This is a genomic window from Variovorax sp. V118 (genome assembly GCF_041154445.1).
GTDB classification, from domain to species: Bacteria; Pseudomonadota; Gammaproteobacteria; order Burkholderiales; family Burkholderiaceae_C; genus Variovorax; species Variovorax boronicumulans.
Map to the genome: position 1 here is coordinate 221,217 of NZ_AP028663.1, position 21,076 is coordinate 242,292.

The 21,076-nt window shown below is 70.2% G+C and carries 20 protein-coding genes and 1 riboswitch; of the genes, 15 read left to right on the plus strand and 5 right to left on the minus strand.

The annotated features are described in order from the left end of the window. Positions 1 to 41: 41 nt before the first annotated feature. From ACAM52_RS01040 to ACAM52_RS01085, 10 genes are all read left to right on the plus strand, one after another. The gene (locus ACAM52_RS01040; RefSeq protein ID WP_095951039.1) at positions 42 to 776 is read left to right on the plus strand and encodes an IclR family transcriptional regulator; all 735 of its coding nucleotides are present in this window, start codon (positions 42 to 44) and stop codon (positions 774 to 776) included. Positions 777 to 828: 52 nt separating this feature from the next. Further along, complete coding sequence (locus ACAM52_RS01045) at positions 829 to 1,581, plus strand: transporter substrate-binding domain-containing protein (protein ID WP_062482279.1); 753 nt, start codon at positions 829 to 831, stop codon at positions 1,579 to 1,581. A 7-nt stretch (positions 1,582 to 1,588) separates the two neighbouring features. After that, positions 1,589 to 2,257, plus strand: coding sequence for an amino acid ABC transporter permease (locus ACAM52_RS01050; protein WP_062482282.1), 669 nt, complete (start codon positions 1,589 to 1,591; stop codon positions 2,255 to 2,257). Continuing rightward, on the plus strand, positions 2,254 to 2,826 hold the full coding sequence (locus tag ACAM52_RS01055) for a HutD family protein (RefSeq protein WP_369645841.1): 573 nt from the start codon (positions 2,254 to 2,256) through the stop codon (positions 2,824 to 2,826). Before ACAM52_RS01050 ends, ACAM52_RS01055 begins: the two co-directional genes overlap by 4 nt. Before the next feature lie 29 nt (positions 2,827 to 2,855). Continuing rightward, positions 2,856 to 4,106, plus strand: a complete 1,251-nt coding sequence (hutI, locus tag ACAM52_RS01060; protein ID WP_159278919.1) for an imidazolonepropionase — start codon at positions 2,856 to 2,858, stop codon at positions 4,104 to 4,106. Then, on the plus strand, positions 4,103 to 5,485 hold the full coding sequence (locus tag ACAM52_RS01065; RefSeq protein ID WP_369645842.1) for a formimidoylglutamate deiminase: 1,383 nt from the start codon (positions 4,103 to 4,105) through the stop codon (positions 5,483 to 5,485). Before hutI ends, ACAM52_RS01065 begins: the two co-directional genes overlap by 4 nt. Positions 5,486 to 5,491: 6 nt before the next feature. After that, positions 5,492 to 6,313 carry an N-formylglutamate deformylase gene (gene hutG / locus ACAM52_RS01070; RefSeq protein WP_062482294.1) on the plus strand — a complete coding sequence of 274 codons (822 nt, stop codon included), beginning with the start codon at positions 5,492 to 5,494 and terminating at the stop codon, positions 6,311 to 6,313. Next, positions 6,310 to 7,467 (plus strand): histidinol-phosphate transaminase, encoded by a 1,158-nt coding sequence (locus tag ACAM52_RS01075; RefSeq protein ID WP_369645843.1) that lies wholly within the window; start codon positions 6,310 to 6,312, stop codon positions 7,465 to 7,467. Before hutG ends, ACAM52_RS01075 begins: the two co-directional genes overlap by 4 nt. 56 nt (positions 7,468 to 7,523) lie before the next feature. Further along, positions 7,524 to 8,573 carry a homocysteine S-methyltransferase family protein gene (locus tag ACAM52_RS01080; RefSeq protein ID WP_070064057.1) on the plus strand — a complete coding sequence of 350 codons (1,050 nt, stop codon included), beginning with the start codon at positions 7,524 to 7,526 and terminating at the stop codon, positions 8,571 to 8,573. A gap of 85 nt (positions 8,574 to 8,658) precedes the next feature. Beyond that, complete coding sequence (locus ACAM52_RS01085; protein ID WP_369645844.1) at positions 8,659 to 9,402, plus strand: SH3 domain-containing protein; 744 nt, start codon at positions 8,659 to 8,661, stop codon at positions 9,400 to 9,402. 6 nt (positions 9,403 to 9,408) lie between these two features. Here the strand turns inward: ACAM52_RS01085 and ACAM52_RS01090 are convergent, their stop codons facing one another. After that, positions 9,409 to 10,329: a LysR family transcriptional regulator gene (locus tag ACAM52_RS01090; protein ID WP_095743149.1), complete on the minus strand. Its 921-nt coding sequence runs from the start codon at positions 10,327 to 10,329 to the stop codon at positions 9,409 to 9,411. Positions 10,330 to 10,431: 102 nt separating this feature from the next. Between ACAM52_RS01090 and ACAM52_RS01095 the strand changes: the two genes are divergently transcribed. Next, positions 10,432 to 10,869 carry a PACE efflux transporter gene (locus ACAM52_RS01095; RefSeq protein ID WP_369645845.1) on the plus strand — a complete coding sequence of 146 codons (438 nt, stop codon included), beginning with the start codon at positions 10,432 to 10,434 and terminating at the stop codon, positions 10,867 to 10,869. Positions 10,870 to 10,890: 21 nt separating this feature from the next. Here ACAM52_RS01095 and ACAM52_RS01100 read toward each other — a convergent pair whose 3' ends face one another. Together ACAM52_RS01100 and ACAM52_RS01105 are read right to left on the minus strand one after the other, a co-directional pair. Further along, positions 10,891 to 11,802: a lipase secretion chaperone gene (locus ACAM52_RS01100; RefSeq protein ID WP_369645846.1), complete on the minus strand. Its 912-nt coding sequence runs from the start codon at positions 11,800 to 11,802 to the stop codon at positions 10,891 to 10,893. An 11-nt stretch (positions 11,803 to 11,813) separates the two neighbouring features. Further along, entirely contained in the window at positions 11,814 to 12,869 is a 1,056-nt protein-coding gene (locus tag ACAM52_RS01105) for a triacylglycerol lipase (RefSeq protein ID WP_235926910.1), read from the minus strand. 132 nt (positions 12,870 to 13,001) lie between these two features. Further along, positions 13,002 to 13,077, plus strand: a riboswitch (S-adenosyl-L-homocysteine riboswitch). Between the two features lie 70 nt (positions 13,078 to 13,147). Here ACAM52_RS01105 and metH point away from each other — a divergent pair. The 4 genes from metH to ACAM52_RS01125 all read left to right on the plus strand — a co-directional run bounded on the left by metH (position 13,148) and on the right by ACAM52_RS01125 (position 19,103). Beyond that, the gene (gene metH / locus ACAM52_RS01110; RefSeq protein WP_369645847.1) at positions 13,148 to 15,862 is read left to right on the plus strand and encodes a methionine synthase; all 2,715 of its coding nucleotides are present in this window, start codon (positions 13,148 to 13,150) and stop codon (positions 15,860 to 15,862) included. 100 nt (positions 15,863 to 15,962) lie between these two features. Continuing rightward, complete coding sequence (locus ACAM52_RS01115; protein ID WP_369645848.1) at positions 15,963 to 17,720, plus strand: ArnT family glycosyltransferase; 1,758 nt, start codon at positions 15,963 to 15,965, stop codon at positions 17,718 to 17,720. A 29-nt stretch (positions 17,721 to 17,749) separates the two neighbouring features. Continuing rightward, positions 17,750 to 18,691: a glycosyltransferase family 2 protein gene (locus ACAM52_RS01120; protein ID WP_369645849.1), complete on the plus strand. Its 942-nt coding sequence runs from the start codon at positions 17,750 to 17,752 to the stop codon at positions 18,689 to 18,691. Between the two features lie 7 nt (positions 18,692 to 18,698). Then, on the plus strand, positions 18,699 to 19,103 hold the full coding sequence (locus ACAM52_RS01125; RefSeq protein WP_369645850.1) for a GtrA family protein: 405 nt from the start codon (positions 18,699 to 18,701) through the stop codon (positions 19,101 to 19,103). A gap of 28 nt (positions 19,104 to 19,131) precedes the next feature. Here the strand turns inward: ACAM52_RS01125 and ACAM52_RS01130 are convergent, their stop codons facing one another. After that, positions 19,132 to 20,331, minus strand: coding sequence for an amidohydrolase family protein (locus ACAM52_RS01130; RefSeq protein WP_070063555.1), 1,200 nt, complete (start codon positions 20,329 to 20,331; stop codon positions 19,132 to 19,134). Further along, complete coding sequence (locus ACAM52_RS01135) at positions 20,286 to 21,053, minus strand: TetR family transcriptional regulator (RefSeq protein ID WP_369645851.1); 768 nt, start codon at positions 21,051 to 21,053, stop codon at positions 20,286 to 20,288. Before ACAM52_RS01135 ends, ACAM52_RS01130 begins: the two co-directional genes overlap by 46 nt. Positions 21,054 to 21,076 lie beyond the last annotated feature (23 nt).

The following is a 21,076-nucleotide window of genomic DNA, read 5'->3' on the forward strand; positions in this document are numbered from 1 at the left end:
GCACGCCGCATCCACTTTCGACCGCCCAGCGATTGCCCCCGATGACGACCCCCCTTGACGCTCCCGCCCACAACGACCGCGCGCTGTTCGTGCTGTCGGTGCTGGCGCAAAGCAAGGCGGCGATGACGGCGGCCGAGCTGGTGCAGGCCACCGGCCTGTCGCAGAGCACGCTGTACCGCCAGGTCGCCACCTTGCGCCGCTGGGGCTTCGTGATGGAGTCCGAGGGCCGCTACTCGCCGGGACCGGTGAGCGTGCAGCTGGCCAGCGGCTTCGACGGCAACTCCGACCTCGTGATGGCCGCGCGCGCCGACATGCGCGTGCTGGCGCAGCAAAGCCACGAGAGCGTGGCGCTCGTCACCCTGGTGAACGAGCGCGTCGTGTGCCTGGAGATGATCGACAGCGAACAGTCGCTGCGCTGCTCCTTCGACCGCGGCCGCAGCGTGCCCGCGCGCGACGGCGCCAGCGCCAAGTGCCTGCTGGCCCACGCGCCCGACGACGCGCGCGACCTGCTGCTCGACGGGCTCGACGAAGGCCCCGAACGCCGCGCCGAGCGCGCCGCCGAACTCGACGCCATCCGCGCCGCCGGCCATGCCGTGACCCACGGCGAGGTCGATGCCGGCGTGTGGGGCGCGAGCGCGCCGGTGCTGGCCGCGGGCCGGCGCCTGCGCGGGGCGATCACGCTCATGGCGCCGCTCACGCGCGTCGAAGGCATGGAAGCTGCATTGGTCCACATGACCGTCGTCACGGCGGCCCGCATCTCGCGCGCACTGCAGTAGTCGCCGCTTTTCATTTTCTTTCTCCCTCCCTCACCTCCACGAAAGCCCTCCCATGAACACCCGTCGCACCCTCGTCGCCGCCGCCCTGTCCGGCCTCGCTTTCTTCGGTTTCGCTGGCGCCGCGCAAGCCCAGGGCGAGCCGCTGCGCGTGGCCACCGACGCCACCTTCCCGCCGATGGAGTTCGTGGAAAACGGCAAGCGCACCGGCTTCGACGTGGAGCTGGTCGAGGCCATCGGCAAGACGCTGGGCCGCAAGATCGAGTGGATCGACATCGACTTCAAGGGCCTCGTGCCGGGCCTCATCTCCAAGCGCTTCGACATGGCCGTGTCGGGCATCTACATCACCGACGAGCGCAAGAAGGTCGTCGACTTCACCGTGCCGTACTACGCCGGCGGCCTCGTGGTCATGGTGAAGGACAACAACACGACCATCAAGAAGCCGGCCGACATCAACGGCAAGAAGGTCAGCGTGCAGGTGGGCACCAAGTCCGTGTCGTACACGAAGGAGAAATTCCCGCAGGTGCAGCTGATGGAAGTCGAGAAGAACCAGGAGATGTTCAACCTCGTGGACATCGGCCGCGCCGACGCCGCCGTCACCGGCAAGCCCGCCGCCTTCCAGTACGTGCGCACGCGCGGCGGCCTGAAGGTGCTCGACGAGCAGATCACCACCGAGGAATACGGCATGGCCATCCGCAAGGACACGCCCGAGCTCACCAAGGCCGTGAACGGCGCGATCGAGAAGCTCAAGGCCGACGGCACCTACGCGGCCATCGTCAAGAAGTGGTTCAGCGCCACCGCCAAGTAAGCGCGCCATGGACTTCGATTTCTCGCCCGTCTGGCAGGGCTGGCCCGACCTGCTGCGCGGCGCGCTGGTCACGGTGGAGATCACCGCCTGCGCGCTGGCCCTGGGTTGCGTGCTGGGCCTGCTGGTCGGCATCGGCCGGCTGAACCCGAAGCGGCGCTGGATCTACGGCGTGTGCACCGCCTACGTGGCGGCGATTCGCGGCACGCCGCTGCTGGTGCAGCTGTTCATTCTGTTCTTCGGCCTGCCGCACTTCGGCATCCTGCTGCCGGCCTTCGTGTGCGGCGTGCTGGGGCTCGGCGTGTACTCGGGCGCCTACGTGTCCGAGATCGTGCGCGGCGCGATCCAGTCGATCGACAAGGGCCAGACCATGGCCGCGCAGTCGCTGGGCATGACGCCCGGCGTGGCGATGCGCCAGATCGTGCTGCCGCAGGCCGTGGTGCGCATGATCCCGCCGCTGGGCAACGAGTTCATTGCGCTCATCAAGAACTCGGCGCTGGTGTCGCTCCTGACCATTCATGACGTGATGCACGAAGGCCAGAAGATCATCAGCGTGTCGTACCGCTCGCTCGAGGTGTACCTGGCCATCGCGCTCGTGTACTTCATGCTCACGGGCACGATGACGCTGATCCTGCGGCATTTCGAACAGAAGCTGCGCCAGGGCGGGTTGATGCGATGAGCGTGCAGCGTTTTTCGCGCGCGACCCTGCGCGCCACGCCCTGGAAGAACGGCGGCGGCACCACGCAGGAAATCGCCAGCTGGCCGCCAGGCGCGGGGCTCGACAGCTTCGGCTGGCGCGTGAGCATCGCCACCATCGCGTCGCCGGGCCCGTTCTCGGTGTTCCCGGGCATCGACCGCCAGATCATGCTGCTCGAAGGCGACGGCGTGCGCCTCTTCACGCACGACGGCCGCGTGTCGCACCGGCTCGACGTGCCGCACCAGCCCTTCGCCTTTTCGGGCGACGACCCGATCGACTGCACGCTGCTCGGCGGCGCCTCGAACGACTTCAACGTGATGGCGCGCGGCGGCCAGTGGCGCGCCGACGTGCAGGTGCTGGAACGCGCCGCCGACATCGCGCCCGCGCCGCACGGCGTGCTGCTGGCGTTGCGCGGCGAGTGGCGCTTGAATGACGGCGAGGCCCTGGGTGACGGCGACGGCCTGTGCTGGACCGACGCCGCGCAAGCATGGCAGGCCGCACCGGCGAGCGACGGCGCACGGCTGGTGGCCGTGCGCTTCGTGCCGGCCTGAGCGGCCCAAGCAAAGAACAGGAGATGACGATGACACCCCCCAGCGAATTCCCCTCGGCCGACGGCCTGTGGACCGGCCTGCGCCTGGCGCCCGGTGCGGCGCCCGGCGTCACCTTGGCGCCCGATGCCGAAGCCGCCCTCGTGGTCGCGCAGGGCACGGTCCGCTGGGTCGGTGCGCGCGCCGACCTGCCCGCCGAGTTCGCGGGGCTCGCGTCGCACGACGGCGGCGGCGCGCTCGTCACGCCCGGCCTCGTCGATTGCCACACGCACCTGGTCTACGGCGGCCAGCGCGCCAACGAGTTCGCGATGCGGCTGGCGGGTGCCACGTACGAAGAGGTGGCGAAGGCCGGTGGCGGCATCGTCTCGTCGGTGCGCGCCACGCGCGAGGCCGACGAAGACACGCTGTTCGCCCAGGCCGCTGCGCGCCTCGAGCAGTTGCTGGCCGACGGCGTCTGCGCCATCGAGATCAAGTCGGGCTACGGCCTGGCGCTCGAGCACGAGCGCAAGCAGCTGCGCGTGGCGCGGCGACTGGGCGAGGCTTACGGCGTCACCGTACGCACCACCTTCCTCGGCGCGCACGCGCTGCCGCCCGAATACGCCGGCCGCAGTGGCGACTACATCGACCTCGTCTGCAAGGAGATGCTGCCCGCGCTCGCCGCCGAAGGGCTGGTCGATGCGGTCGACGTGTTCTGCGAACGCATCGCCTTCTCGCTCGCGGAAACCGAGCAGGTCTTCCAAGCCGCCCAGGCGCTGGGCCTGCCCGTGAAGCTGCATGCCGAGCAGCTCTCCGACATGGGCGGCGCGGCGCTGGCCGCGCGCTACGGCGCGCTGTCGTGCGACCACATCGAGCACCTGTCGGCCGACGGCATCGCGGCCATGCGCCAGTCGGGCACCGTGGCCGTGCTGCTGCCCGGCGCCTACTACACGCTGCGCGACACGCACCTGCCGCCCATCGACGCGCTGCGCGCCGCGGGCGTGCCGATGGCCGTGTCGACCGACCACAACCCCGGCACCTCGCCGACGCTGAGCCTGCTGCTGATGGTCAACATGGCCTGCACGCTGTTCCGCCTCACCGTGCCCGAGGCGCTCGCCGGCGTCACCGTGCACGCGGCGCGCGCGCTCGGCCTGCAGGACACGCACGGCGCCATCGCGCCCGGCATGCCCGCCAACTTCGTGCTCTGGAACCTGCACGACGCCGCCGAGCTGGCCTACTGGTTCGGCCAGCAGCCGGTGCGCGCCGTGGTGCGCCAGGGACGCATCGCCATCGGAGCCACCGAATGACACACACGCTTTTCGCAGCCGATGCGCTGCTGCCCGCAGGCTGGACGAAGAACGTCCTGCTGTCGTGGAACGACGCCGGCCAGCTCACGCAGGTGCAGGCCGGTGCGCAACCGCCCGCGGGCGCGCAGGTGGCGACCGGTCCGGTGATCCCGGGCATGCCCAACCTGCATTCGCACGCCTTCCAGCGCGCCTTCGCGGGGCTCACCGAGCACCGCGCCGAACAGCAGGACAGCTTCTGGAGCTGGCGCACGCTGATGTACCGCTTTGCCGCGCGCCTCGGCCCGCAGCACATGGAGGCCATCGCCACCTGGCTCTACGCTGAGATGCTCGAGGCGGGCTACACCAGCGTGTGCGAGTTCCAGTACGTGCACCACGACACCGACGGCCGTCCCTACGCCGACGACGCGGCGCTGAGCCGCGCGCTGCTGCGCGCCGCGCAGAACACCGGCATCGGCTTCACGCTGCTGCCGGTGCTCTACCAGACCAGCGGTTTCGGCGACCAGCCGCCCACCGAGGGGCAGCGCCGCTTCATCCGCTCGACCGAATCGATGCTGCGCCTGCTCGACACGCTCAAGCCCGACTGCGACGCGCAGGGCGCGCGCCTGGGCCTGGCGCCGCACTCGCTGCGCGCCGTGCCGCCCGAGGCGCTGCGCGAGGCGCTCGCCGGCCTGGACGCCATCGACCGCACCGCGCCGGTCCACATCCACATCGCCGAGCAGACGAAGGAAGTGGACGACTGCGTCGAGTGGAGCGGCCTGCGCCCGGTCGAATGGCTGCTCGACCACGCGGCCGTCGACGCGCGCTGGTGCCTCGTGCACGCCACGCACATGAACGACGCCGAGTACGAATACGCGGCACAGAGCGGCGCGGTCGCGGGCCTGTGCCCGACCACCGAGGCCAACCTGGGCGACGGCATCTTCGACTTCGCGCGCTGGCGCAGCCACGGCGGCGCCTGGGGCGTGGGCTCCGACAGCCACGCCAGCGTCAACGCGGCCGAGGAGCTGTTGATGCTCGAGTACAGCCAGCGCCTGGGCCGGCGCCAGCGCAACGTCGGCGCCAGCGCGGCGCAACCGCACGTGGCCACCGCGCTCACGCTCGAAGCCGTGCAGGGCGGGGCGCAGGCGGCGGGCCGCGCGGTCGGCGGGCTGGCCGCGGGGCAGCAGGCCGACTTCGTCGTGCTCGATGCCCATCACCTCGCGCTGCAGGGCCTGTCGGCGCCTGACATGCTCTCGGCCCATGTGTTCGCGAGCCACCGCACCTCGGCCGTCGACGCGGTCTGGGTGGCGGGCCGCCCGCGCGTCACGGCCGGGCGCCACGCGCTGCATGGCGATGCCGCCGCCGCCTTCGTTGCCGCGCGCACCCAACTCCTCAAGGACTGAATTCCCATGGCCTTCACCACCACCGAACCGGCGTTCCGCTTCCGCCAGGGCACGCGCCCGCTGCTGATCTCGATGCCGCACGTCGGCACGCACGTGCCGCCCGCGCTGGCCGCCCGCTTCACCGACGAGGCGCGCCACGTGCCCGACACCGACTGGCACCTCGAACAGCTCTACGACTTCGCCGACGCACTCGGCGCCTCGGTGCTCGTGGCCACGCACTCGCGCTACGTGGTCGACCTGAACCGTCCGCCGGACGGCGCCAGCCTGTACCCGGGCCAGAGCGTCACGGGCCTGTGCCCGGTCGACACCTTCGACGACACGCCGGTCTACGCGAAGCCCGAAGACCACCCGTCCGACGAAGAAGTTGCCGAACGCCGCGAGGCCGTCTGGCGCCCGTACCACCAGCAGCTGCAGGCCGAGCTCGATCGCCTCACGGCCGCGCACGGCACCGTCGCGCTGTGGGACGCGCACTCGATCCGCTCCGTGCTGCCGCGCTTCTTCGAAGGCAAGCTGCCCGACCTGAACCTGGGCACCGCCGACGGCAAGAGCTGCGACCCCGCGCTGGCCGCCACGCTGCGCGGCATCGCTGAATCGGCGCCGGGCTACACCGGCGTGCTCAACGGCCGCTTCAAGGGCGGCCACATCACGCGCCAGTACGGCAACCCGGCCGGTGGCGTGCACGCGGTGCAGCTGGAGATGACCCAGTCCAGCTACATGCAGGAAGCGCTGCCGTTCGACTACCTGCCCGACGTGGCCGCGGGCGTGAAGCCGCACGTGCGCCGCATGCTGGAAGCGGTGCTGGCCTTCGTCGAAGGCGGCGCCCGGTGAGCGCCGCCATCCACGCGTTCGCGCGCCCCGAGGTGCCGCCGCTGCCGCCCTACAACGCGGGCCTGTCCTCGGAGGCCGTGCGCGCGCGCTACGGCGTCAGCGAGATCGCGCGGCTGGCGAGCAACGAGAACCCGTACGGCTCCAGCCCCGCGGTGGCGCGGGCGCTGGTCGACCTGGCGGCGCGCGCGGGCACCTACCCCGACGCCAACTCCACGGCGCTGCGTGCCGCCATCGCGCAGCGCACCGGTGCGCAGCCCGGCGAGGTGGTGATCGGCAACGGCTCCGAGGACATCCTGCAGATGCTGTGCCAGGCGCTGCTGTCGCCGGGCGACCGCGTGCTCACGCAGCGCCCGGCCTTCGGCCTGCACGAGATCTACCCGCGCATGATGGGCGCGCAGGTCGAGCTGCTGACGCTCACGCCGGAACTCGGCTTCGACCTGGAGGCCTGGTGCGCCGCGCTCGCGCGCGGGCCCAAGGTGGTGATGCTGGCCAACCCCTCGAACCCGGTCGGCTGCATGTTCGATGTCGGCGACTTCGCGCGCCTGCTCGCGGCGGTGCCCGCGGGCACGCTGCTGGTGGTGGACGAGGCCTACTACGAATATGCGCGGCTGGCGCCCGGCTACCCCGACGTGCTCGCCCTGCTACGCGCATGGCAGGCGGCTGGCGAAGGCCGCGCCCCCTGGATCGTGCTGCGCACCTTCTCCAAGGCCTGGGGCCTGGCCGGCCTGCGCGTGGGCTACGGCATTGCGTCCGACGCGGCGCTGGTGCAGCTGCTCGACCGCGTGCGCACGCCCTTCAACGTGAACCTGGCGGCGCAGGCCGCGGCGCTGGCGGCCTGGGGCGACGAGGCCTTCATGGCGCAGGCGGTGGCGCGCACCGTGCAACAGCGCGAGGCGCTGGCGGCGCAGCTTCGCGCCCTGGCCGGGTCGGTCTGGCCGGGCCTGCGCATCGCGCCTTCGGCGGCCAACTTCCTGTTCGTCGACCTCGGGCGGCCCAACGCGCCGGTCAACGAGGCGTTGCTGGCGCGCGGGATCATCGTCAAGCCCTGGAAAGAGCCGGGCTTCGAGACCTTCATCCGCGTGTCGGTGGGCACCGACGCGGACAACGCGCGCTTCGTGCAGGCGCTGGCGGAGATCGCGGGCGGGCAAGGCTGACGCCGGCAAGACCCGCCTGCGCGCCGGGCCAGACCGGGGTTTTTACAATCGCGGACATGACCAAGCCCCTCATCTATACCCGCGGCCAGGCGCTGCCGGGCATCCTGGCCAACCGCATTGCCATCCTCGACGGCGCGATGGGCACGATGATCCAGCGCTTCAAGCTCACCGAGGAGCAATACCGCGGCGAGCGCTTCAAGGACTTCGAGCGCGACGTGAAGGGCAACAACGAGCTGCTGTCGCTCACGCGCCCCGACGTCATCACCGACATCCACGAGGCCTACCTCGCGGCCGGCGCCGACCTCATCGAGACCAACACCTTCGGCGCCACCACCATTGCGCAGGAGGACTACAAGATGGCCCACCTGGCGCGCGAGATGAACCTCGAATCGGCCAAGCTGGCGCGCGCGGCCTGCGACAAGTACAGCACGCCCGACAAGCCGCGCTTCGTGGCCGGCGCCCTCGGCCCGACGCCCAAGACCGCGAGCATCAGCCCCGACGTGAACGACCCGGGCGCGCGCAATGTCGATTTCGAATCGCTGCGCGCGGCGTACTACGAGCAGACCGAGGCGCTGGTCGAAGGCGGCGCCGACGTGATCCTGGTCGAGACCATCTTCGACACGCTCAACGCCAAGGCCGCGCTGTTCGCGGTGGACGAGTACTTCGACAACAGCGGCCAGCGCCTGCCGCTGATCATCAGCGGCACGGTGACCGACGCCTCGGGCCGCATCCTCAGCGGCCAGACCGTCACCGCCTTCTGGCACAGCGTGCGCCATGCGCAGCCGCTGGCCATCGGCCTGAACTGCGCGCTGGGCGCGACGCTGATGCGCCCCTACATCCAGGAGCTGGCGCGCGTGGCGGGCGACACCTACATCAGCTGCTACCCGAACGCCGGCCTGCCCAACCCGATGAGCGACACCGGCTTCGACGAGACGCCCGACGTCACCTCGCGCCTGCTGCACGAGTTCGCGGCCGAGGGGCTGGTGAACATCGTGGGCGGCTGCTGCGGCACCACGCCGGACCACATCGCGGCGATCGGTGCAGCGGTGGCGCCTGCGAAGGGCCGTCTCCTGAACAGCAACGGCTTCTACAAAGAAGCCGCCTGACGCCTGACGCCGGGCGCCGCGCGCGCCCTCGGCTGATTGACGGCTCCCCGCCCCACGCCTACGCTGGGGCGCACAGGAGCCTCCCATGAACGCCACATCCTTCTTGCGCCGCGCTGCCTTGGGCGCGCTCGTCCTGCTGCTGCCGCTCGCCGCGGCGGCGCAGCAGGCCTTCACGCGCGGCGCGGTCAACCTGCGCGCCGGGCCCTCGGGCGACTACCCGCTGGTGGCACGGCTCGGGCCGGGGCAGCCGGTCGACGTGGTCGGCTGCACCAGCGGCTACGGCTGGTGCGACGTGGTGCTGCCCGACGGCGGGCGCGGCTGGGTCTGGGCCAGGAACCTCGACTACGCCTACCAGCAGCAGCGCGTGCCGTTGGCCACCTACGGCGCGGTCATCGGCGTGCCCATCGTGAGCTTCGTGATCGGCAGCTACTGGGCCGACTACTACCGCGACCGCCCCTGGTACGGCGACCGGCGCTGGTGGGGCCACCGGCCCCCGCCGCCACCGATCGCGGGCTGGCGCCCGCCGCCGCCCGTGCACCCGGGCTGGCAGCCGCGGCCCTGGCCGCCGGGGCCTGGCGTGCGTCCGCCCCACGGACCCGGGGTTCGTCCACCCCACGGGCCTGGCATTCGGCCGCCCATCGATCCAGGTTTCCGCCCGCCGCGCCCGCAGCCGGGCTTCCGGCCCGGGCCGCCGCCGGGCGTGTCGCATCCGCATCCGGGCGGCGGCCGGCCCGGTGGGGGCGGCGGTGGTGGAGGAGGGCGTCCGCACGGCGGGGGCGGTGGGCACGGCGGTGGAGGCGGGCACGGCCACGGCCACGGAAAGAATTGACCCGGCTCACACGGCCGGCGTTGCGATGCCGGCCGCCGCCTGACGGTCGCGTGCGATCAGCGCCACGAAGCGCTGCGCGCCCAGGCCCAGCGGCCGTTCGCGCGACCACACCACGTCCACCCACAGGTCCAGCCCGTTGCTGAGGTTCTCGAACGGGATCTCGACCAGCGCGCCCGCCGCCACGTGCGGGCGCGCGAAGTTGCGCGGCAGCCAGCCCCAGCCCAGCCCGGCGGTGATCAGGCTCAGCGCGGCCAGCGCGTTGTCAGTGCGCCAGACATGCCGCGCGAACACGAACCGCGGGTCGCTGGTGGCCAGGTCGCGCCCCGCGACCACGATCTGGCGCGTGTTGGTCAGGTGCTCCTCGCGCAGGCGCCCGCCGGCCGCGGCGCGCAGCACGGGGTGCTCGGGCGCCATCACGGCCACCATGGTGTCGCTGCCCACCTCCTGGAAGCCCTCGCGGCCGTCGAGGCTGGGGCGCTCGAACACCAGCGCCAGCTGCGCCCGGCCGCTGTGCAGCAGCGCCAGCGCGTCGGCCTGCGGCGCGGCCAGCACCTCGACCTGCAGCAGCGGGTAGTCGTCGGCCAGCGCGGCCAGCGGCCCGCTCCAGGGCGCGGCCAGCAGCTCGGGCGCGATGGCCAGCGTGAGCCGGTCTTCCAGCCCCTGCGTGAGCGCCAGCGCTTGCACCTGCAACTGCCGCAGCTGGGCCGCGAGCAGCCGCGCCTGCGGTTCGAGCGAGCGCGCGGCCGACGTGGGCTGGGGCTCGCGGCCACTGCGGTCGAACAGCGGCAGCGCCAGCTCGGCCTCGAGGTTGGCGATGGCCATGCTCACGGCCGACGGCACCTTGCGCAGCGCCCGCGCGGCGGCCGAGAACGAGCCGTGGTCGATCACGGCCAGGAAGACCTCGACGTTGTCGCTGGAGAAAGCCATGGCGTCCCGATCTATCAATAAAACTGAAATAAGTTAACTTTTTATATCAACTAAAAGCAAATAAAGTCCCTCCATCGCAGTCAAACACACAGAGAAACAGTCATGCAGGGCCTTCAGCGTCGGATCGTTTACATCTCCCTCTATGAGGGCATCGCCATCGTGGCGGCCAGCGCCGGCCTGACCCTGATGTCGGACGCGGGGCTCGGTCACTCGGGCCTGCTGGCCGTGGGCGCCTCGGTGATCGCGGTGATCTGGAACCTGACCTTCAACGCCCTGTTCGAGCGCTGGGAGTCGCGCCAGGCGGTGCGCGGGCGCAGCCTGAAGCGCCGCATCGCCCACGCCATCGGCTTCGAGGGCGGCCTGATCGCCTTCCTGGTGCCGATGCTGGCCTGGGGCCTGGGCGTGTCACTCTGGCAGGCGCTGGTGATGGACCTGGGCCTGGTGGTGTTCTTCCTGGTCTACACCTTCGTCTTCAACTGGGCCTTCGACCGCGTGTTCGGCCTGCCGGCCTCGGCCATGGGCGAAGCGCAGCCTGCGTAAGCCTGCGCTTACTTAGCCGATTCACTTCGCCGGCTTGGACGCGGCAGCCGAGCGCATCGCCAGGGCACCGCTCAGGCGCAGGCGCTCGTTCTCGTTGAAGAGCGTCTCGCGCAGCTGGGCCCGCTCGGCCTCGGGCGCGCTGGCGTAGCGGTCGAGCCGGGCATTCCATTCCTGGGTTTCCTGGTCGAGCGTGGCCAGGCCGCGCGCCACCTCGTAGCCGTAGGCCTCGCTGCGCGCGGCAAAGCGCTCCTGGGGGCTGGCGCCGCGCGCCTGCAGCGCCTCGGTCTGGCGCATCACGTCCAGATGGGCCACCGCCTCCTTGCGCACCTCGCGCTGCGCGGGCGACAGCCAGGCCTGCTCGCTTTGCGCCAGCGCCGCGGCGCGCTGCTCGGGCGTGAGGCCGGGGTTGGACAGCAACTCCATCTTCTCGGCCATGAACCGGTCCTGCCGGATCTGGTCGCCGAACAGGCCTTCGATTTCCTCGGGCGCGAAGAACTGACGACGCACCGCCTCGCGCGCCTCCAGGCTGCGCCGCAAGAAGGCCGGGTCGCCGGGCGCGGGCGGCTGCAGGGTGCGCAGGGCCTCCTGCATGTCGACGTAGCGCTCCAGCAGGCCCAGCGCGCGCACGCGCCAGTCTTCGCGCAGGCGCTGGGCGAGCAGGGCGGGCGCGCGGGCCATCAGCGTGGCCTTGCTGTCGGCCTGCGCTTCGGCGAGCACCTGGTCGAAGAGGGTGATGAGGTCGCTGGTGAGCAGGGCGTCGGGGGCCGCTGCGGTGGACTGCGCCGGCTGGGGCACGCCGGGCACCGCGACCGCCGCCGTGGCGCGGGGCGCGGCGGCCTGCGGCGCATCGACCGCCCCGGGGCCGAGCGCCAGCCAGCCGGTCCCCGCGGCCACCAGCGCGACGGCGCCGATGGTCAAGGCCACACCGCGCATGCGCAGTGTCCTCAGAGCCCCGCGCTCTTGAGTCGCGCGGCCTGTTCCCTGAACAGCTCCGGCGGCTTCTTCTCGTAGTACGGGAACTGGCTGCCGTAGGTGTTGCCGAAGGCCTGGTTCACCTCGTCCAGGTGGTTCTGGCGGTAGTCGCCCAGGTGGGTGCCCAGGCGCGTGGTGCAGACCGCGAGCAGGCCGTCGTTGGCCTCGCCGAAGAAGAACAGGCTGCCCAGCGTCGACAGCGCCGTGTCGCTCGGGTCGAAGAGGTTGAAGCTGGTCGACACGCCCGACCACGAGTAGTAGCGCACGCCGTTGGCCACGGCCGCACCGCTCTTCACGTCGCACGACGAGCCCGGCGCGGGGCGCCCCTGCGGGAACTTGGCGTCGAAGGCCGCGCCGCCCGCCGTGGTCAGCGAGGCCAGCGCGTTCAGCGGCACCTCGGGCAGCTGGCTCGGGTCCTTGCCCGAGAGAAAGCCGATCAGCCCCGTCAGCAGGCCGACGGCCTTCACCACCAGGGTCTGGCCGATGCCGCCTTCGGGCAGCTTGGCCAGCAGGTCGGCCACTTTCGAGCCGCCGTTGGCGCCGCCCACCGACGTGACCGAGGCCACCATGTCGGGCGCCACCGCCGCCACGTAGCGCACCGTGGGCGAGCCCTGCGAATGGCCGATGAGGTTGAACTTGAGCGTGGGGTTCTGCTCCAGCGCGCGGATGGTCTTGAGCTCCTGCAGCAGCTGCTCGCCGCGGATCTCGGAGGTGTTGGTGCCCGACACCTGCGCCACGTACACCTTGGCGCCCGCGGCGGCCAGCCTGCCGGGGATGTCGTAGAAGTAGTCGACGCCCAGCAGGTTGTCGAAGCCCAGCAGGCCGTGGACCAGCACGATCGGGTACTTCGTCTTCGCCGTGTCGGAGGTGACGCGGGCCTCGACGCGCGTGGCGCTGTCGCCGGCGGCGGCACGCGCCGGTGGCGCGTGAACCGCGAGGGCCGCGGCGGCCAGGAGGCCGCAGCTCAAGGCCACGGCGCGCATCGGGGTGGCTGCATGCTGCAACCGGACATTCCACTTCCTGGCCATCGGCGAACTCCCTTACGTTTGGTTAAAAACACGAACGTTCGTTCAGAAACGGTGGGCGCATTCTGTTGACACGTGCAGGAATGAAAACTGGGGTTTTCCCAGGGCGCAATCGAATCGACCTAAAATGCGCGACTTCCCAAGGAGCGTTGCAGCGGTTCGCCACAGAGGCGAATCGTCAGGCTTGGGGCGACAACGACGCTCGCCTGTCCGACTCTTCCGCAGGTGAGGCCATGTCCCAGATTCCCGCATCCGTTTCCGCTCCCGTCGCTCCCCCTCCCATGAAGCTGTCCGGCCTCGAGCCGGTCGCCATCGGCGAGGGCACGCTGTTCGTCAACATCGGCGAGCGCACCAACGTCACCGGCTCCAAGGCCTTCGCGCGCATGATCCTCAACGGCCAGTTCGAGGACGCCCTGGCCGTCGCGCGCCAGCAGGTGGAGAACGGCGCGCAGGTGATCGACATCAACATGGACGAGGCCATGCTCGACAGCAAGGCCGCCATGGTGCGTTTCCTGAACCTCATTGCCAGCGAGCCCGACATCGCGCGCGTGCCGGTGATGGTCGACAGCTCCAAGTGGGAGGTCATCGAGGCCGGCCTGCGCTGCATCCAGGGCAAGGGCATCGTCAACTCCATCTCCATGAAGGAGGGCGTGGACAAGTTCAAGCACGAGGCCAAGCTGGTCAAGCGCTACGGCGCCGCCGCCGTGGTCATGGCCTTCGACGAGAAGGGCCAGGCCGACACCTACGCACGCAAGATCGAGATCTGCGAGCGCGCCTACCGCGTGCTGGTCGACGAGGTGGGCTTTCCGCCCGAAGACATCATCTTCGACCCGAACATCTTCGCCATCGCCACCGGCATCGAGGAGCACGACAACTACGCGGTCGACTTCATCAACGCCGTGCGCTGGATCAAAGAGAACCTGCCGGGCGCCAAGGTGTCGGGCGGCGTGAGCAACGTGAGCTTCAGCTTCCGCGGCAACGACCCGGTGCGCGAGGCCATCCACACCGTGTTCCTGTACCACGCGATCCAGGCGGGCATGGACATGGGCATCGTCAACGCCGGCATGGTCGGCGTGTACGACGACCTGGAGCCCACGCTGCGCGAGCGCGTGGAAGACGTGGTGCTCAACCGCCGCCCCGACGCGGGCGAGCGCCTGGTGGAAGTGGCCGAGACCGCCAAGAGCGGCGCCAAGGACGACAGCAAGAAGCTCGAATGGCGCGGCACGCCCGAGCACCCCGTGCACGTCAACCAGCGCCTGTCGCACGCGATGGTGCACGGCATCACCGACTTCATCGTGGAAGACACGGAAGAGGCCTACCAGCAGATCCTCGCCAAGGGCGGGCGTCCGCTGCACGTGATCGAAGGCCCGCTCATGGACGGCATGAACATCGTGGGCGACCTGTTCGGCCAGGGCAAGATGTTCCTGCCGCAGGTGGTGAAGTCGGCGCGCGTGATGAAGTCGGCCGTGGCCCACCTCATTCCGTACATCGAGGAAGAAAAGCGCCAGGACGAGGCCGCGGGCCGCGACGTGCGCACCAAGGGCAAGATCATCATCGCCACCGTGAAGGGCGACGTGCACGACATCGGCAAGAACATCGTCACCGTCGTGCTCCAGTGCAACAACTTCGAAGTGGTGAACATGGGCGTGATGGTCCCGTGCCACGAAATTCTGGCGAAGGCCAAGGTCGAGGGCGCGGACATCGTGGGCCTGTCGGGCCTCATCACGCCCAGCCTCGAAGAGATGCAGTACGTGGCCGGCGAGATGCAGAAGGACGACCACTTCCGCATCAAGAAGATCCCGCTGCTCATCGGCGGCGCCACCACCAGCCGCGTGCACACGGCCGTGAAGATCGCGCCGCACTACGAAGGCCCCGTGGTCTACGTGCCCGACGCCTCGCGCAGCGTGAGCGTGGCGCAGAGCCTGCTCTCGGACCAGGCCACCGCGTACATCGACGAGATCAACGCCGACTACGAGAAGGTGCGCACGCAGCACGCCAACAAGAAGCAGGTGCCGATGTGGCCGCTGGCCAAGGCGCGCGCCAACAAGACGCCCGTCGACTTCGCGAACTTCGTGCCCACGGTGCCCAAGTTCATCGGCCGGCGCGTGTTCAAGAACTTCGACCTCACCGAGCTGGCCAAGTACATCGACTGGGGCCCGTTCTTCCAGACCTGGGACCTGGCCGGCCCGTTCCCCGCCATCCTGAAGGACGAGATCGTCGGCACCGAGGCCGTGCGCGTGTACGCCGACGGCCAGCGCATGCTCAAGCGCCTCATCGAAGGGCGCTGGCTCAGCGCCAGCGGCGTGGTCGGCTTCTGGCCCGCCAACACGGTGAACGACGACGACATCGAGCTGTACACCGACGAGACGCGCAGCGAAGTCGCGCTCACCTGGTACGGCATGCGCCAGCAGACCGAGAAGCAGATGATCGACGGCGTGATGCGCCCCAGCCGCTGCCTGGCCGACTTCGTGGCTCCCAAGGACAGCGGCGTGAAGGACTACGTCGGCGTGTTCGCCGTCACGGCCGGCCTGGGTGTCGAGAAGAAAGAGAAGTTCTTCATCGACGACCTCGACGACTACTCGGCCATCATGCTCAAGGCCCTGGCCGACCGGCTGGCCGAGGCCTTTGCCGAAGCCATGCACCACCGCGTGCGCACCGACCTGTGGGGCTACGCGCCCCACGAGGGCCTGAGCAACGACGACATGATTGCCGAGAAGTACCGCGGCATCCGTCCCGCGCCCGGCTACCCGGCCTGCCCCGACCACAGCGTGAAGGGCCCGATGTTCGACCTTCTGAACTGCGCGGACATTGGCATGACCCTGACGGAGAGCCTCGCTATGATGCCCGCCGCCAGCGTGAGCGGCTTCTACCTCGGGCACCCCGATGCGACGTACTTCAACGTCGGCAAGATCGGGCACGACCAGTTGCAGGACCAGGCCGCGCGGCGCCGCACGAGCGAATCGGAGCTCGAGCGCCTGCTGGCGCCGAACCTTTGAACCTGCCGGCCGGTCGGCGCGACCGGCGTGACCGGCCACGGGAGTTGATATTCAGAAGCTGATCTTTGCCGCCGCGCACTACGCCCAGTTCGCGATCTTCGTGATTGCCTGCTGGGGTGCCGGCCGCGCGGTGCTCGCGCGCCTGTGCCCGCCCTCGCGCCGCGACGCCTGGCTCGAAGCGGCCATGTCGGCCGCGCTCGGTGTCGGCCTTTACATCTGTGCCTTCCAGGCGCTGGCGATCTTCGGGCTCTTTCGCCGCGAGGCCACGCTGGGGCTGGTCGGCGCGGGCGTCGTGGCCGCCGCATGGCAGTGGCGCGGTTGGCGCGCCGAGGTGCGTGCGCTGCGCGCGGCCGCGCCCGCCACCACGCCGTGGACCCGCTTCGAACGCATCGCCGCCATCGCGCTGGCGCTGGTCGCGCTGCCCGCGCTGGTGGCGCCGCTCGCGCCGCCGGCCGCCTTCGACGAGCTGATGTACCACCTGCCGTATGCGCGCCTGGTGGCGCAGCAGGGCACGCTGGGCATCCACGACTGGCTGCGCTACCCCTGGTTCCCCTACAACTACAACCTGCTGTACGCCGCCGCGCTGCAGGTGGGCGACGACGTGCTGCCGCACTTCCTCAACGCCCTGGCGGGCGCGCTGTCGGTGCTGATGATCTTCCGCCTGGGCATCCTGCACGCCAACCGGCTCACCGCCTGCATCGGCGCGGCCATCTGGCTGGGCATGGGCGACTACGCCAACGCGCTGATCGACATGGGCGTGGCGCTGTTCGTGCTGACCGCCTGCGTGGCGCTGTGGTGGTGGCGCGAATCCGAGCCGCTGCGCGACGGCACGCGCTGGCTCTGCCTGGCGGCGTTCTGCCTCGGCGTGGCGGCGGGCTCGAAGTACCAGGCGCTGATCTTCCTGCCGCTGGTGGCGTTGTTCGTGGTGCGCCACGAGCGCCGCCTGCTGCAGGCCTGGGCGCCGGCGCTGCTGTGCTTCCTGATTCCGTGCATCTACTGGTACGCACGCAACGCGATCATGACGGGCGATCCCTTCAACCCGATCGGCGCGCGCGTGTTCGGCTTCACCGAATGGGTGCCGGCCGACTACGTGCAGCAGGTGGCCGACGTGCGCGACCACGCCGAAATGCCCAACGCGCTGATCTGGTCGGTGTTCCTCGCGCCCTTCAGCGTGTGGTGGAAGCGCTCCGCCGCCGTGCGCGCGGCGGGCTGGTTCTGCCTGTACTCGGTGGCCGTGTGGGTCGTGACCTCGCGCTACCCGCGCTACCTCATGGCCTCGTTCCCGCTGCTCGCGATGACGGCGGCCGTGGGCTGGCAGGTGCTGTTCGGCTGGATCGCGGCGGGCGTGCGCCGCCTGCGCGCAGCGCCCGCGGCGGTCGCAGCCGACGGCCCGCGCAGCGGCGCCGGTGTCGGCGACTGGATCGTGGTGCTGCTGCTGGCCGTGCTGGCGGCCGTGTCGGTGGGCCAGACGGCCACCAAGGTGTCGATGATCTCGCTCACGCCCGAGGCGCGCGAAGCCTTCCTGCGCAAGCACGTGCCGGGCTACGGCGTGATGGACTACGTGCGCCGCAACGTGACCGGCCGCGTCTACCAGATCGCGCTGAACGAGGCGATCTACTACGGCCCCAACCCGATCTGGGGCGACACGCTGGGGCGCTGGCGCTACCGCGACTACCTGCTGATGTCGGCCGGCGACACGGCGCGCAAGCTGGCGGCCGAGGGCTTCACCACCGTCGTCATGTCGCCCGAGATGGTGAAAGTGCTCAGCGTGCGGCCCGACTTCGACCAGTACTATGGCCTGCTGCACGAACAAGACGGCAGCCGGGCCTACCGACTCCTTCCGACGACCGCTCCATGACCGACCACCGACCTGCTCCCGTGTCCGCCATGCCACGCATTGCCGCCGTCATTCCCTGCTTCAACGAGGCCCTGGCCATCACCCAGGTGATCGAGGGCTTTCGCGCGGCCCTGCCCGGCGCAGAGATCCACGTCTTCGACAACAACTCCACCGACGACACGGCCGCCGTGGCCCGCGCGGCCGGCGCGATCGTCACGCACGTGGCCGCGCGCGGCAAGGGCAACGTGGTGCGGCGCATGTTCGCCGACGTCGAGGCCGACATCTACGTGATGGTCGACGGCGACGCCACCTACGACACCACCGCCGCGCCGCGCCTCATCGCGCGGCTGGTCGAGGGCAACCTCGACATGGTGGTCGGCAGCCGCGTGGACGACGGCCAGGACGCGCTCACCTACCGCGCCGGCCACCGCTTCGGCAACTGGCTGCTCACGGGCACCGTGGCGCAGCTCTTCGGCGGCGGCCTCACCGACATGCTCTCGGGCTACCGCGTGTTCTCGCGCCGCTACGCCAAGTCGTTCCCCGCGCTGTCGCAGGGCTTCGAGATCGAGACCGAGCTGACCGTGCACGCGCTCGAGCTGCGCATGCCCTACGCCGAGGAAGCCACCGCCTACAGCACGCGCCCCGAAGGCTCGCACAGCAAGCTCTCGACCTACCGCGACGGCTGGCGCATCCTGAAGACCATCGGCAAGCTCTTCGTGAGCGAACGGCCGCTGCAGTTTTTCTCGATCGTCGCGGCCGTGCTCGCGCTCGGCTCGCTGGCGCTGGCCGTGCCGCTGTTCATGACCTACGCCCACACCGGCCTGGTGCCGCGGCTGCCCACGGCGGTGCTCGCCACCGGCGCGATGCTGGCGGCGCTGCTGTCCTTCGTCTGCGGCGTGGTGATGCACACCGTCACACTGGGCCGGCAGGAGGCCAAGCGGCTGCGCTACCTGGCGCAGCCCTGCGTGCGCGAGAGCCTGCGCGCACGCTGATGCCGTCATGAAGATCGGGCGCGAGTTCCTCTCGTTCGCCGTGGCCGGCGTGATCGGACTCGGGGTGGACGTGACGGTGCTCTACTTGCTGGCACCGCTCCTGGGGTGGTACGGCGCGCGCGTCGTGTCGTTCCTGGCCGCCGCCACCACCACCTGGCTCTACAACCGCCGCTACACCTTCGCGGCGAGCGCGGCCACGGGGCGTTCGGTCTGGCGCGAATACCTGGGCTACCTCACGACCATGCTGGCCGGCGCCGTGCTGAACTACGGCACCTACGTGCTCACGCTGCACTGGGTGGAAGGCCGCTGGGCCGCCGCGCTCGGCGTGGCGCTGGGCAGCCTCGCGGGCATGGGCGCCAACTTCCTGTCGGCGCGCTACCTGGTCTTCCGCTCGCACCGCAGCGGCGGCTGAGGCCGCCGCCGGGTGCGCTCACCCAGGCTCAGTGCCCGCCCGACACCACCACCGGAATCTCGGTGGCCGGCGGCGTGTTGCGGCTGCGGCCGCAGCGCACGAGGCCGTCGATCATCACCATGCCCACGCCCGGGATATCGCCCAGCTGCACGCTCTCGAGCAGGCCCGGCGCGGGCGAATGCTGGGCGCGGTCCATGAACACGAAGTCGGCCGCGCGGCCCACTTCGATCAGGCCGCAGTTGAGCTTGCGGATCTTCGCCGTGTTGCCGGTCGCGAAGCAGAACACCAGCTCGGCCGGGATGTTCGCGATCGACGACAGCATCGCCACCATGCGCAGGATGCCCAGCGGCTGCACGCCCGAGCCGGCCGGCCCGTCGGTGCCGAGGATCACGCGGTGCGGGCACTTCAGTTCGAGCGCGGCCTTGGCCGCCGCGATGGCGACCTTCTCGTTGCCGTTGTGCACGATCTCGATGGCGCGCGAGCTTTTCTCGCACAGCTCGCACACATGCGCCTCGGGCAGCGAGGTGTGGCCGCCGTTGATGTGGCCGATGATGTCGGCGTCGGCCTCGAGCACCACGTCCTTGTCGATCAGGCCCGAGCCCGGGATCGACGGGCCGCCCGTGTGGATCGTGCTCTGGATGCCGTACTTGCGCGCCCAGGCCACCATTTCCTTGGCCTCGTAGCCGGCCTTCACCGAGCCCAGGCCCACTTCGCCCAAGAGGCCCACGCCGGCTTCGGCGAGTTCCTTGAAGTCGCTCTCGACCATGCCCTTCTCGATGACGGGCGCGCCGGCCAGCACCTTCACGCCGCCGGGGCGGAAGTTGTCGAAGGCGCGCTGCGCGGTGATGGCCAATGCCTTCAGGCCCACGATGTCCTTGGGGCGGCCGGGCAGGTGCACCTCGCCAGCGGAAATCATGGTGGTCACGCCGCCGTGCATGGTGGAGTCGATCCAGCCGATCTGGCCCTGGCGCGGCGTCCAGTCGCCGAACACCGGGTGCACGTGGCTGTCGATGAGGCCGGGTGCGACGCAGGTCTTCTTCGCGTCGATGACGGTGACGGCGCCTTCGAGGTCGCAGTCTTTCTCCTTGCCGACCGCCACGATCAGGCCGTCGTTCACCACCAGGGTGTCGGCGTCGAGGATGGGCTTGTCGATGTCGCCCGAGAGCAGCAGCCCGATGTTCTTTATGACGACCTTGCCCGACTTTGCGCCGGCTGCGATTTCTGCCATTTCGTGGTGTCCTCGTCGTGGGGTGGGGAGTTGTTGTCTTGTTCCTGGATGTCGTCCGCGCGCACGGTGCGCAGCAGGGTCTCGATGACGAAGTCTTCCCAGTGCGCGACGGCTTCCGGCGATTCCAGCGGCTCGCCGAGGAAGGCCGTGAGCGTGTGCCGGTTCGAGGTGTAGAAATAGCCGGTGGACGCGATCAGCAGGTAGATGTCGCGCGCCACGAGGTCGGTGCGGAACAGGCCCTGGGCCGCGCCGCTGGCAAGGATTTCCGAAATGATGGCCACCGCCCGCGACGAGTACTCGCGCGCCCGCAGCGACTTCGAGATGTGCCGGCCCTTGTGCAGGTTCTCGGTGTTCAGCAGGGTGACGAACTCGGGGTTCTTGCGGTAGTAGCCGAGCACGAAGTGGATGACTTCGGTGAGCGCTTCCACGGGCCGCGAGGCGTCGAGCGCAATGGCGGCCTCGGCATCGTCCATGCGCTGGTAGATGCCTTCGAGCACCGCGATGAACAGGCCCTCTTTGCTGCCGAAGTAGTAGTAGATCATCCGGTCGTACGACTTGGCGGCCTTGGAGATCTTCTCCACGCTGCCGCCGTCGTAGCCGTACTTGGCGAACACCTTGGTCGCTGCCTTGAGGATGCTGTCGCGCGTGGCCTGGGCCGCGGCCTCGCGCACGCCGGTGCGGCGCTGGGGCTTGGGCTTGCTGACGGAGCGGGAGTCGGCCATCGTGCGCGCAGCGCCTGTGTGTC